We start from the raw sequence: 12,246 nt of genomic DNA, 5'->3' as shown, positions 1-12,246 counted from the left end.
CAAGCAAAGGAGGATTTTTTCATGGTTGAAGTAAAACCCATCACCGCAGAAGACACATACGCGATCAGACACAGCGTGCTGCGCCCCCATCAGACGATTGAGGATTGTAAATATGATCAGGACAGCGTCAAAGGAGCATTTCATCTCGGAGGTTTTTACGACGGGACATTGATCAGCATCGCTTCTTTCTACCCGAAGAACCAGCAGGCTTTACAGGCGGCGCCCGCCTACCAGCTGCGCGGCATGGCAACGCTTGAAGAATACCGGACGCAAAAAGCGGGAAGCACGTTAATCGCCTATGCGGAACGAAAACTGGCAGATATGGGGGCGGCGCTTGTCTGGTGCAACGCCAGATGTCACGTGAAGGGATATTACGAAAAGCTCGGCTGGAAAAGCACGGGCAGCCCCTTTGACATACCCGGCATCGGCCCGCATGTGATCATGTATAAAGAACTCGCCTGAAACAGACAAAAGCCCTTGGCATCCCTTATAAGGGCTTTGTTTTGTTATCTTTCGGCGTGCCGGATGACGTTCAAACGGAATGAAGCTTTTATAAGCGCCGCTATTGACGCGATCCCGCTTTGATATTAACCTTTGTTCAGTAAACAACACGCAATTCGGCAAGGGTGGGCAGGGGCGAAAACGATATCTGCCAATTGCCGATTTCAGCTATTATGTTTAGAAAAGGGAGTATGAGATGAATACGATCCAAAAACCGAAAATCCCGAAAGAATTGCCGGTGCTTTCTTTCACTGAAGCGCTTCAGGATGAGGAGCTCAAAGAAGTCATCATTGAAAACGGCATCGTAAACGGCAAACTGGACGGCCTGCGCGCCGAAAAAGTCATTTTCAGAAACACCGTTTTTACGGATGTCTCTTTCAGACATATGGAATGTACGGATGTCCTGTTTGACAAATGTGATGTCTCAAACGCTGATTTCAGCGGAAGCATCATCCATAGAACGGCGTTTCAGCATTCAAAACTTCTCGGCTTGAATCTGGCGGATTCCGCCATGCGTCATGTACGGTTTGAAGACTGCCTCGCAAATTACAGCTCCTTCAGCTATTCCAATATGAAGCATGTCCGTATTGACTCGTGCGGCCTTTCAGAAAGTGAGTGGAATGATGCCGTTCTTGAATACACAGATCTTGACGTCTGTGATTTGAACGGCGCAAACTTCATCGGCACGTCTCTTTTTAATATGGATATCAGCACGTGCACATTTGATCATCTGCATGTCTCGCTTGATAAGCTGAAAGGATGCCGCATCTCTCCGTCTCATGCCGTAACATTCGCAGAAGCGCTCGGCGCCATCGTGACGTGATCTTTTATTAAACGAAACGGCGGATACAGGCGGCCGGCTCCTCGGCATCCTGAATCAATGCTCGGCATTAGTGATGTGGGGTGCTGCTTTTTATTTTGCGGCGCTTTTGTTTCGATAAAAGGAATTCGGCCAGGTCATGTTGAATGTACCGGAAGGAAGAGGGGGAATTGGAATGTCAGATATTTTAAAGCTGTATCACTACCATAGATGGGCAAATGAGCAAGTTATTCAGCATCTGAAGACCCTGCCCGCGGCAAGCTTACAGCAGGAACTGGATAGTGTTTTTCCGACTTTGAACGCCGTGCTTGTGCATATATGCCGGGCTGATTACATTTGGCTTCACGTGCTTTACGGAGAAACTTACGAACAAATCGTCTCGCAGTTTGATCAATTTGAAAAGCTTGACGGAGATTTTGAGGCGATTGAACATAGAATGACTGAACTGGACAAAGAATACAGCGAATTTTTAAGAGAAATGGAGAACACGAAAGGCCCGATCTCCATTTCTCATCCGCGCATGGGAACGCTCCGGACGACATATGCCGATGTGATCCGGCATATTGTGAATCACGGCACATACCATCGCGGCAATATAAGCGCGATGCTTCACCAAATGGGCTATAAAGGCGTGCCGACTGACTACATTTTTTTCTCATATGAATCATAAAAAAGCAAAGGCATGCCGGGCCTTTGCTTTTTTACTTCGAATCTATCATAATCCGGCATAGCCGGGGGCGCCCGGGGTAAGCTTTACAGGCCTTCCGGTTTTAAAAGATTCCGTCGCGGCGATCCCGATTTTTAAGTTAATCGCGGCATCGATGTCTGTCACAATCGGCGTTTCCCCTTTTTTCACACATTCGGCAAAGTGCTCAAGCTCCAGACGGTAAGCGTCTTTAAAGCGGGCTTGAAAATCCGGAATAATTTCGTAGCTGCTGCCTGACTCCGTTAAAATGGTGACATGGCTTTTCCGCAGCGTGCCGACTAAAATGCTTCCCTCCGTCCCGATAATTTCCGCGCGGATGTCATGGCCGTACGGAGAATTTCGGCTTGCCTCCACATCGCCGGCCGCGCCCGAATCAAACTCAAGATACGTTAATGCCTGATCGACATCGCCGCACTCCTCCATGAACGGGTGCTTTAAAATCCTCCCGTGCCCGCTGACAGACGTAACCTCGGCATTCATGAGATATCTCGCGATGTCGTAATCATGAATCGAGCAGTCAATGAAAAGCCCTCCGCTATGTTTGATAAATTCCGCGGGCGGTGCGCCTTGATCTCTTGTAAATCCTTTATAATAAATGGGTCTGCCGATTTCCCCGGCGTCGATTCTTCTTTTCGCGTCGGCGTATGCCGGATCAAACCGCCTCATAAAACCGACCTGGCAGATGACGTCCGTTTCTTCGATTTTTTTCATGACTTTTATCGATTCCTCAAGACTCAGGGTGAGCGGCTTTTCAACAAAGATGTGCTTGCCGTTCTCAGCCGCCTTCATGATCATTTCCGCATGTGTGCTTGTCGGCGTGACAATGATGACGGCGTCAATCGTGAGATCTTCCAGCAGTTCATATGGATTCTCCGTCCATTTGGCGATTCCTAATTCTTTCGCACACGCTTCCGCCTTCCCCTTCATCGGGTCACAGACGGCCGCAAGCTCGGCTCCCCGCACTTCGCCGGCTAAATGCTTCGCATGAAAATACCCTAATCGTCCTAATCCCAGCACCGCACACCTGACTTGATCTGTCATCTATCACCGCTCCTTTTTTCTTGAGGCCGCATGCCGTAATGGCGCAAGCGGTTTCTCTTATTAAACAGAAATCATTATTTTGAAAGCGCTTTATTTACAACTCAAGCTGTTTGCTTTCTTTGCTTGCAATCCGCAGTATTTGCGCAAGCGCTTTCTCAAAAGCTGTTTTAATTTTACAATGCTTTTCGCTCGTTTGACAATGTTTTTCACAGAAAAAAACGCGCCTTATCGCTGAGGGCGCGTTTTTACCGGTGCCGTAGAATGCCTGATGACGAGTTCCGGAGATAAAATGATTTTGCTTTTTGTTTTTTTCTTCCCTTGAATCTCATCAATGAGAAGTTCAACGACACGCCGCCCCATTTCGCGGATGGGCTGAGAAATCGTCGTGAGCGGCGGTGCCGTCATTTCAGCGAGAATGGTATTGTCAAAGCCGATGACGGACAAGTCTTCCGGCACCCGAATGCCCCGGGAGCGCGCCGCCTGTATCGCCGCGCATGACAAGACATCATTAAAGGCGAAAACGGCGGTCGGAAGGTCTCTGTCAAACAGCTCGCCCGCTGCCTGTTTTCCGCTTTCCAGCGAATATTCCGTCGGTATGATCAGCGATTCATCTAGTGTCATCCCCGCTTCCCGCAGCGCTTTTTGAAAACCTTTGATTCTGTCTCTTTCACCCGTGGTCGAACCGTTTCCGACGATACAGGCGATTCTTTCATGGCCTAAAGATATGAGATGCTCAGCCGCCGTATAGCCGCCGAGAAAGTCATCGATAATGACGACGTCCATCGGCGCGAGCGGTTTATCCTGCGTAATCATCGCAAGCGGGATGCCCGATTTCACAATATCATCAAGCGCCGTGACGCTGTCATCATGATCAAGTCCCGTCGCGAATATAATGCCGTCCGCCTGCTTCTGCCGCAGCATCGAAAAATACTTCGTTTCTTTTTCAGGCTGATAATCGGTGCTGCAGATAATGATATGAAACCCAAGTACACCGGCGCTGTCTTCAATGCTTTTCGCCAGTTCCCCGAAAAACGGGTTTGAAATGTCCGGGGTGATCAGGCCGATCATATTCGTCTTTTTGCCCGTCAAAGCGGATGCGTGAACATTCGGATGATAGTCCATCTCCTCCATGACACGGAGCACCATCCGGCGGGTTTTGTCACTGATCCTCCCCGTATTGTTGATGACCCGCGAGACGGTCGAGATGGAGACGCCCGCTTTTTCGGCCACGTCGTAAATTGTCATTTTCATGCTTACCGATCCCTCTTCTGTTCTCTGGTATTAGGTCAGTCCGTTTTCCGGCTTACGAATTTGCGGTATTCAAGCGGCGAAATGCCTTCAATCTGTTTAAACAGTTTGGAAAAATAGGTTGGGTCCTCCATGCCGATGGCGTCCGCGATCGCCCCCATTTTGTCATTGGTTGCGGACAAAAGACGTTTCGCCTCCGTCATTCTGACTTTGTTCGTATACTGGCCGGGCGTGACGCCGAGCACCTGCTGCATGCAGCGGGTCACGTAGTCTTGGTTGTAATGAAGAGCCGAAGAGAGCGCTTTGATGGTTGTTTTCTCCTGATAGTGCTCCTGCAGGTACCGGGCGGCCTCCCATGCGACTCTTTCCTTTGCGGACGGGATTTGGAACGCTTCTTTCTGAAGATGGAGCAGCAGCTCTTCAAACAGAATCTGCTTTCTGAGCGGCAGGTCGGAGTTCTCGGCGCTTTCATCTGTCAGCACACTGAATTGCCCGGCCATAAACTGCGGGCGTCTCACCTTCCCTTTTTGCGGCAGGGACAAGCGGTAGCGGGACGGCTCTTCAAAGCTCCCTTTTTTTCGCCTCAGCTCCGACCAGTTGTTCCCGGTGGTTTCCGTCACCTCATAATCCGCTCCTTCAAAATGAAGCCACGAATAGGATGTCGTTTCTTCACTGCCTTTTGTTCCGTAATGTTCAAGCCCGGGAGAAAGCAGAATATATTCTCCCGCTTCAACGGAAAAGGCGTTTTCGTCTTCTGTAATGTAGAGGACGCCTTCTTTCACATACAGCAGATCAAACACCGGGAAGACCCGTCTCACATGGGTTTCGCCTTTTTTGAACACTCCTTCTCCCGCAGCGATAAAGACCGGGAACGGAGGGACTGTGAACTCGAGAAAGGACATATTTCCGGCCCTCCTTTTTAAGTCGGATTTTTGCAAGAAGTTTCGTTTCTCTCCCTTTTTATTATAAGAAAATGGAGGTACACTTTTAAACGTTGATTTTTTCAGGAAAGGGGTTAAAAGAAATGAAACAAGCGATTTTAAAACGGGCTGCATTCAAACAATCCTCTGATCACAAACTCTCATTATACGCGCTGACTTGGCCGATATTTATTGAGGTTTCATTATATATGTTTATGGGAAACGCCGACACTCTTATGCTTAGCCAATACTCTGACAACAGTGTGGCGGCCGTGGGTGTCAGCAATCAGATTTTAAATTTAATTATCGTGATGTTCAGCTTTATCGCAACGGGTACGACAATTGTGATTTCACAGTTTTTAGGATCTAAACAGAAAAAAGAGGCGCAGGAAGTGGCTTATGTATCAATAGGAGCGAACTTTGTCATCAGTCTCGCCATCAGCGCCGCCATATTTTTTGCGGCCGTTCCGCTGCTTCATGTGATGGGTCTTTCCAATGAATTGATGCCGGATGCCAAAGTCTTTTTGCAGGTGGTCGGCGGGCTGTCCTTCATTCAGGCTTTGATTATGACGTTCAGTGCCATTTTAAAAAGCTACGGTCATACGAAGGATACGATGTTCGTTACGATCGGGATGAATATTTTAAATATTGCCGGAAACTTTCTTGTCATTTTCGGGCCGCTCGGCCTTCCGGTGTTAGGCGTCGCCGGTGTTGCGATGTCAACGTCCTTTGCGCGGATCATCGGGCTCATCGCGATGATTGTGATCGTCAAAAAACGCATCGGACTCGGTCTGACATGGCAAAAGATTTTTCACGTCCATAAAGAGCACTTGCGGAAACTCCTGAAAATCGGGATTCCGTCTGCCGGCGAACAGCTGTCTTATAACATTTCACAAATGGTTGTCACTTATTTTATCGCCATTATGGGCGCTCAGGCGCTTACAACAAAGGTTTATACACAAAACATCACCATGTTTATCCTGCTGTTCGGAACAGCGATCAGCCAGGGCACACAGATTTTGATCGGCAGATATATCGGCGCCAAACGGTTTGACGACGCTTATGACCGCTGCATGAAAAGTCTGTACTGGGCGCTTGGCATTGCCGCTTTGACATCCGTGATCATGACCTTGTTTTCAAAGCAGCTGATCGGAATTTTCACAAGCAGCCCTGACATTATTGCGACGGCGAGCATGCTGATCGCCATGACGATCATTCTTGAGCCCGGCCGTTCATTTAATGTCATTATCATCAACTCGCTGCGGGCTGCCGGAGATGCAAAATTCCCCGTCTACATGGCGATGATTTCCATGTGGGGTATCGGACTGCCTCTCGCTTATCTGTTCGGCATCCATTTCGGATTGGGGCTTATGGGCATCTGGATTTCATTTATCGCGGATGAATGGGTCAGAGGCATTCTTATGTACAGAAGATGGCGGTCGCGGATTTGGATTCAAAAAGGGATTGCATAAACGCCCGGAGCTTCGTTAAGAAGCCGGGCGTTTTTTTATGCTTGCGAAAGCCGTTTTCTCATGTCACCGAGCTCTGACCGGTAATGTGCCAGCAAACCGGTAACGGCGGGCCTTGAGTATAACGGAAACAGCTCCAGCTCTTCAGACGCCTCCTCGAAATACGCCTCAGCCTCGAATGCGATGTACTCCCATACATTCATAAAAGCTTTGTTGACGGTATGGCTCTCCAGCTCTTCTTCCGTATAGCCGAATTGCATCATCACCTGGCGCGGGAGACGCTTTTTCGACCACTCATCCGTATGGACCCTCAGAAGCACCCGGGTCAGCTGAATGGCTGCTCCTAATGAAACGGCTGCATGGCGGAGTTTCTCTTGGTTCCGGCGCGCGCAAACCGGCAGCAGAAGCAGGCCGAGGGCTCCGCCTGTTTGGCCCGCGTACATCAGCAGGTCATCAAACTCTTGATACGTTACTTTTTCTCTGTCAGAGATGTGGCCGGCGATAAACTCACGCAACGGCTCTTCTTCAAGCGCAAATTGCTGCCGCACATCAGTGAGCGCCTCCCACAAAAAGCCGTCGGCGCGTGCCCCGTTCAGAAAGTCTTGTGCCGCCTGTTCAAATCCCCCAAGTTCCTGCATATCAAGCCGATCAGCTTCGTGAAACAAAGCAAGCACCGCCCATGCGGCCCGCCTGTTTTTTGGCGGCAGGGATGAGAAAGTCCGTTTATATAAAGGAAAGTGCACCTCGGCAAGATGGGCGCATGTTTCGTATTCGGTCATGGTATCACTCCTCTGTTTTTTAGTGTACCATATGTTTCACAATAAAAAGACCGATATCCTTCAGCGGAAACCGGTCGCGGCACTGTTATTCTTCTATATCGATACGGTACGCCTCAAACCATGTATGGATCTGGGCAAGATGGGCGATCAGCTGCGGGCCTTTCATCAGCTGGCCGAACCACGGCACCTGAAAAGATGAACCTTCTGTCTCCAGCAGCATTTCCAGCTTCTTTCTGTCAAGCAGGGTGTGAAGCACGGAATCTTTCTGTTGTAAAATCGTTTTCAGCCATTCTGTGACCCCCTGCGTGTATTTCGGGTGATGCGTTTTCGGATAAGGGCTTTTTTTGCGGTACAAAATATCTTCAGGAAGCAGTCCTTCAAGCGCTTTCCGCAAAATGCCTTTTTCCCGGCTGCCATGCATTTTCATTTCCCAAGGAATATTCCAAACGTATTCCACAAGCCTGTGGTCGGCGAACGGCACCCGTACTTCAAGACTTGCGCCCATGCTCATGCGGTCTTTGCGGTCGAGCAGATTGGTCATAAACCAAAGCATATTTAAGTAGAACAGCTGCCGTCTCGCTTTATCTGTTCCCGTCTCACCGTCTAACAGCGGCGTTTCCGCAATGGTTTCTTCATATCTCGCATTCACGTATTCTCTAAGATTCAGCCGTTTTTGCCACTTTTCATCCAAGAGCGTGACCCTCTCCTCAGTCGACCTCATCCAAGGAAATCCGTCTTCTTCTGCCGCGGTGTGAAACCACGGATATCCGCCGAAAATTTCGTCCGCGCATTCTCCGGAAAGGCTCACGACAAAATCTTTTTTAATTTCCCGGCAGAACCATAAAAGCGATGAATCAACATCAGCCATGCCCGGCAGGTCTCTGACGAGAACGGATTCCTCCAGATGTTCAACCAGCTGATCCTGCGTAATCACGCATTTATGATGCTGTGTGCCGAATGCATTTGTCATTTTATCGATCCACGGGCCGTCATCATTCGGCTGAAAGGCGCTCGCTTTAAAAAATTTGCTGTTCTCCTCATAATCAATTGAATAAGTATGAAGGGGATCTCTTCCTTGTTTCTCAAAATGAGCGGCGGCTATCGCGGTTATCGCGCTCGAATCAAGCCCCCCTGATAAAAACGTGCAAATCGGCACGTCAGATACGAGCTGGCGTGTCACTGCATCCTGAAATAAGTACCGAATGTGAGCGGCGGTTTCATCGAAGCTGTCTGTATGCTTTTCGCTCTTTACATTCCAATAACGCCATATGGACAAACCGTCCTTTGAGAAAGTGAACGCATGGGCGGGACGCACCTCGTGAATTCCTTTAAACACCCCGCAGCCCGGAGTTCTGGACGGCCCGAGTCCGAATACTTCCGCAAGTCCGCCGCTGTCTGTGCGGGCTTTCACATCAGGATGAGCAAGGATGGCTTTCAATTCCGACCCAAACAGAAAGGAAGAGCCGTGTTCTTTATAAAAAAACGGTTTGACGCCGAGCCGGTCTCTTGCCCCGAAGAGCCGCTTTCGCTTTTCATCCCAGATGGCAAAAGCGAAAATACCGTTCAAGCGGTCCACGCACTCCTCCCGCCACTCAATATAGCTGTGCAGCAGCACTTCTGTATCAGAGGTCCTCTCAAAACGGTGGCCCCTCGCCTGAAGCTCCTTCCGCAATTCCTCCGTGTTATACAGCTCGCCATTATAAATGATGGTGTACGTTTCCTCTTGATGCGTGCAGGCCATCGGCTGGCGGCCGCCTTCAATGTCAACGACCGAAAGTCTTTTATGTCCGAATAAAACATGGGGCTCTCCCCAGACGTTTGAATCATCAGGCCCTCGTTTTGAAAGAGTGTCTATCATATTGTTCATAATATGTTTCTCTTGGACGAGCTGCTTTTGAAAATCGACCCAACCCGCAATTCCACACATGTGATATCAGCTCCAATCCCGTTTCTGTCGGTTTCAAATTCGTTTCTATCAGCACTTTACCCAGTTTATGCAAAGAAACGCAGATAGTTGATTTGTCCCACTAAGAGTTGTATGAGACAAGCCCGATTTGGAAAGAACGGAAGAGAAGAAACAAACAAAGGAGACGGGCACGGTTATGAAACGAAAACAGCTTTTCTCAGAAAAAAACAAATGGGGGCGCGGCACACTGATGATAGAGGACGGCATCTGCCTCGTCGAAAACGATGAAGGCGATATCCTGCTTGCAGACAGTCTCGGAAACGCAGACGTATTGATGAAACGCGACGGCAGATGGCAGCCGGCACGGATTTGCGGCGGTTCGGCCGAAATCGGCGCAGACACCATCCCCCTGCTCGGCGGGGAAGAAATCCGTTATGAAAAGGCGGTCAAACGGCCGCTGTTAACCTTGCTCGATTCGCTGGACGATGAAACGTTTCTGCTGTTTCTCAGCCATCTGCACGGGTTCGGCCTGTCTGTATATGATTGCGTATTTTCCTATAATCAGGCGCTGTTTTCCGGTGAAGGCGTTTCGTTTTATCACTTCTCGGCGGATGACGCACAATGCGCCCTGCAGCATCACCGCGGCAGCTCGGGTAAACACGACAGATTTGAATGGACGGCATCTGACGGGCGGCGCTCCATTATGTATTCAGCGGCAAGACAAGACGGCACCGCATAACAAACAGGCGGCACCTTTTAAATAGGTGCCGCCTGATGTATTCAGCTTTGTTTTTCACGCTGATTGACGGCCGGCGTTTGCTTTTACCCATCACAGCCGTAGCTTTTGCGGCAACAAGAGTGATTGACGCTTTTGGCATCCTGCACATCTCTTTCGCCTCATCAACACGGCATTTCTCATTCAGCGGCCCAGTTGCGCAACTAAAAAAAACCCGGATGCATCCGGGTTTTTCAAGCGATTGATTAAAATACGTGAAAACCGATCGGCAAGTGAAGGCCCAGCAGCACCGTCAGGACGAGCACGATAATAAAACCGATCCACAGTCCGCCGGTTGATTTGCCTTTTTTCTTGCGGATGACGAGCATTTCCATCAGTCCGATGGTAATGATGCCGAGCAGCATTTTTCCTGCGTACTCTCCGTTCCAATTCGCAAAACGGACAAAAAGCTCAGCTCCGGTCAGAATAATAATAATGTAGAATAAGCGCAGAATCATATGCGTAATTTTTGCGCCCTTCGCTTTTCCGGCACCGTACAGCCCGTAGCTGACAAACACCAGGATAAGCGCAACGACCCATGAAGTAATATGCCAATGTGTCATTATGTTCAATTCCCCCTATCAGATCAATCTGCCTCATTTATGGTACCACAACAAGCCGCTCGGAGCATTATCAATCGTGCGAAAGACACACAATTATCCGATTTGGTTCGACAGCGTGCCGATCGGTTCAATTGTAATGTCAATGCGGTCCCCCGGCTTTAAAAATTTCGGCGGCTTAAACCCTTTTCCGACACCGGACGGCGTTCCCGTCGCTATAATGTCACCGGCTTCAAGCGTCATCCCTTTTGACAGCGTCTCAATTAATTCAGCTATCGGAAAAATCATGTCACCCGTTGATCCTGATTGGCGCAGTTCTCCGTTCACCCGCGTTTCAACTTTCAGGCTTTGCGGATCACTGACGGCCGACTTATGTACAATGACCGGGCCCATCGGGCATGTCGTATCGAGGCTTTTGCCGATAAAAAACTGTTTATGTTTTTTCTGCAGATCGCGCGCTGTGATATCATTTACAATTGTATAGCCGAATATATGATCAAGCGCATGTTCTTTGGAGATGTGCGACCCGCTTTTTGATATGATTACCGCAAGCTCCCCTTCATAATCAAGCTGCTCCGTTACATCCAAGTGGCTCTTCACTGTTTCTCCGTGTCCTGTAACGGCAGCCGGGGCTTTCGTAAAAACCATGGGATGCTCCGGTATATCCGCCTCACTCCCCATTTCAACGGCATGATCACGATAATTTTTCCCGATGCAGATCACGTTCTTTGAAGGTCTCGGAATAGGCGCGCAAAGCTTTACGTCAGACAGCGCATACATAAATGAACCCGACTCGTCATTCGGTTTTTTCGCCCATTCCGCAAGCTGTCCGGCATGCGCGACGAACTTATCTCCTTTTTGAATGCACTCGATCAGCGAACCCGGAATCGTCTCAAGTTCAAACAATTTTTTTTCAGCCTTTTGCAGATCTAAGATTTTGTCATCATCAATAATCAGACCGACAAATTTTCGGCTGTTCAGTTCCCCTGTCGCAAATTTCATGTTAATCCCCCATCATTTTTAAATGGCATTCCTTTATGTATTCTTCCTCCGGGCGGGAAATCCCTCTTTTAAACAGGCTGAAAATAAGTGTAAAAGAGTATCAAAAATTGTCACTTTTTTAGTCATATTGACGAAATAAAACCTTCTTGGCCAAAATGGGTTATACTATTATCATCCTATGTTTTCCAAAATAATCGAGAATTGGAGATCACACGATGAACAAAATTGAAGAAAAAAGATTAACTTTATTCGAGACAGCGCAAAAATTCGGAATCAATGCGACGGAGACCATCAGGTGCAGCCAGGAGCTGGACAGCCTTTTAAACGGGTGCCGGGGCGGGCTCATCCAACAAACGAAAGACAGCGGGCCGAACCCGGCCGCACAGATTCAGCACGGCCGCGAAAGAAAAGAGGCTTTCTCATAAACGTGATATGTATATAAATCTGTATCATTTATGTATAAGACCCGGCATGTGTAAAGTGCCGGTGTTTTTTACGTCTAAAGTTTTTTCCGCTCAC

The 12,246-nt window shown here is 48.8% G+C and carries 14 protein-coding genes; 7 read left to right on the top strand and 7 right to left on the bottom strand.

Annotation, left to right across the window (positions count from 1 at the left end; all coding sequences use genetic code 11):
• Positions 1 to 21 precede the first annotated feature (21 nt).
• From HAP68_RS05100 to HAP68_RS05090, 3 genes are all read left to right on the top strand, one after another.
• Positions 22 to 462 carry a GNAT family N-acetyltransferase gene (locus HAP68_RS05100; RefSeq protein ID WP_024085106.1) on the top strand — a complete coding sequence of 147 codons (441 nt, stop codon included), beginning with the start codon at positions 22 to 24 and terminating at the stop codon, positions 460 to 462.
• 235 nt (positions 463 to 697) lie between these two features.
• A complete protein-coding gene (locus tag HAP68_RS05095; protein ID WP_003155116.1) occupies positions 698 to 1,324 on the top strand; it encodes a pentapeptide repeat-containing protein in 627 nt (208 codons plus the stop codon).
• 172 nt (positions 1,325 to 1,496) lie between these two features.
• Positions 1,497 to 1,991 carry a DinB family protein gene (locus tag HAP68_RS05090; protein WP_003155117.1) on the top strand — a complete coding sequence of 165 codons (495 nt, stop codon included), beginning with the start codon at positions 1,497 to 1,499 and terminating at the stop codon, positions 1,989 to 1,991.
• 45 nt (positions 1,992 to 2,036) lie between these two features.
• Here HAP68_RS05090 and iolX read toward each other — a convergent pair whose 3' ends face one another.
• From iolX to HAP68_RS05075, 3 genes are all read right to left on the bottom strand, one after another.
• Positions 2,037 to 3,068 carry a scyllo-inositol 2-dehydrogenase gene (gene iolX / locus HAP68_RS05085; RefSeq protein ID WP_003155118.1) on the bottom strand — a complete coding sequence of 344 codons (1,032 nt, stop codon included), beginning with the start codon at positions 3,066 to 3,068 and terminating at the stop codon, positions 2,037 to 2,039.
• 225 nt (positions 3,069 to 3,293) lie between these two features.
• Complete coding sequence (locus tag HAP68_RS05080) at positions 3,294 to 4,319, bottom strand: LacI family DNA-binding transcriptional regulator (RefSeq protein WP_024085105.1); 1,026 nt, start codon at positions 4,317 to 4,319, stop codon at positions 3,294 to 3,296.
• Between the two features lie 35 nt (positions 4,320 to 4,354).
• Positions 4,355 to 5,218, bottom strand: coding sequence for an AraC family transcriptional regulator (locus HAP68_RS05075; RefSeq protein WP_003155120.1), 864 nt, complete (start codon positions 5,216 to 5,218; stop codon positions 4,355 to 4,357).
• Between the two features lie 122 nt (positions 5,219 to 5,340).
• Here HAP68_RS05075 and HAP68_RS05070 point away from each other — a divergent pair, with 122 nt between their 5' ends.
• On the top strand, positions 5,341 to 6,708 hold the full coding sequence (locus HAP68_RS05070; RefSeq protein ID WP_003155121.1) for an MATE family efflux transporter: 1,368 nt from the start codon (positions 5,341 to 5,343) through the stop codon (positions 6,706 to 6,708).
• A gap of 35 nt (positions 6,709 to 6,743) precedes the next feature.
• Here HAP68_RS05070 and HAP68_RS05065 read toward each other — a convergent pair whose 3' ends face one another.
• Both HAP68_RS05065 and asnB read right to left on the bottom strand, forming a co-directional pair.
• Complete coding sequence (locus HAP68_RS05065; protein ID WP_024085104.1) at positions 6,744 to 7,484, bottom strand: squalene/phytoene synthase family protein; 741 nt, start codon at positions 7,482 to 7,484, stop codon at positions 6,744 to 6,746.
• An 85-nt stretch (positions 7,485 to 7,569) separates the two neighbouring features.
• A complete protein-coding gene (gene asnB / locus HAP68_RS05060) occupies positions 7,570 to 9,411 on the bottom strand; it encodes an asparagine synthase (glutamine-hydrolyzing) (protein ID WP_015388459.1) in 1,842 nt (613 codons plus the stop codon).
• Positions 9,412 to 9,586: 175 nt separating this feature from the next.
• On the opposite strand from asnB, the gene HAP68_RS05055 reads away from it, so the two are divergent.
• Positions 9,587 to 10,129 carry a DUF2777 family protein gene (locus tag HAP68_RS05055; protein ID WP_024085103.1) on the top strand — a complete coding sequence of 181 codons (543 nt, stop codon included), beginning with the start codon at positions 9,587 to 9,589 and terminating at the stop codon, positions 10,127 to 10,129.
• 35 nt (positions 10,130 to 10,164) lie between these two features.
• On the top strand, positions 10,165 to 10,371 hold the full coding sequence (locus HAP68_RS05050) for a hypothetical protein (protein WP_003155127.1): 207 nt from the start codon (positions 10,165 to 10,167) through the stop codon (positions 10,369 to 10,371).
• On the opposite strand, the gene HAP68_RS05045 is transcribed toward HAP68_RS05050, so the two are convergent.
• Both HAP68_RS05045 and HAP68_RS05040 read right to left on the bottom strand, forming a co-directional pair.
• Positions 10,372 to 10,728: a YisL family protein gene (locus tag HAP68_RS05045; RefSeq protein WP_003155128.1), complete on the bottom strand. Its 357-nt coding sequence runs from the start codon at positions 10,726 to 10,728 to the stop codon at positions 10,372 to 10,374.
• A gap of 93 nt (positions 10,729 to 10,821) precedes the next feature.
• Positions 10,822 to 11,727, bottom strand: coding sequence for a fumarylacetoacetate hydrolase family protein (locus tag HAP68_RS05040; protein WP_003155130.1), 906 nt, complete (start codon positions 11,725 to 11,727; stop codon positions 10,822 to 10,824).
• A gap of 215 nt (positions 11,728 to 11,942) precedes the next feature.
• On the opposite strand from HAP68_RS05040, the gene HAP68_RS05035 reads away from it, so the two are divergent.
• Positions 11,943 to 12,152 (top strand): aspartyl-phosphate phosphatase Spo0E family protein, encoded by a 210-nt coding sequence (locus tag HAP68_RS05035; protein WP_003155132.1) that lies wholly within the window; start codon positions 11,943 to 11,945, stop codon positions 12,150 to 12,152.
• The last annotated feature ends 94 nt before the right edge of the window (positions 12,153 to 12,246 follow it).

This window comes from Bacillus sp. Bvel1, assembly GCF_014872755.1.
GTDB lineage: Bacteria > Bacillota > Bacilli > Bacillales > Bacillaceae > Bacillus > Bacillus velezensis.
Note: the sequence above shows the minus strand (reverse complement) of the source record. Positions and strands in the feature narration are given on the sequence as shown.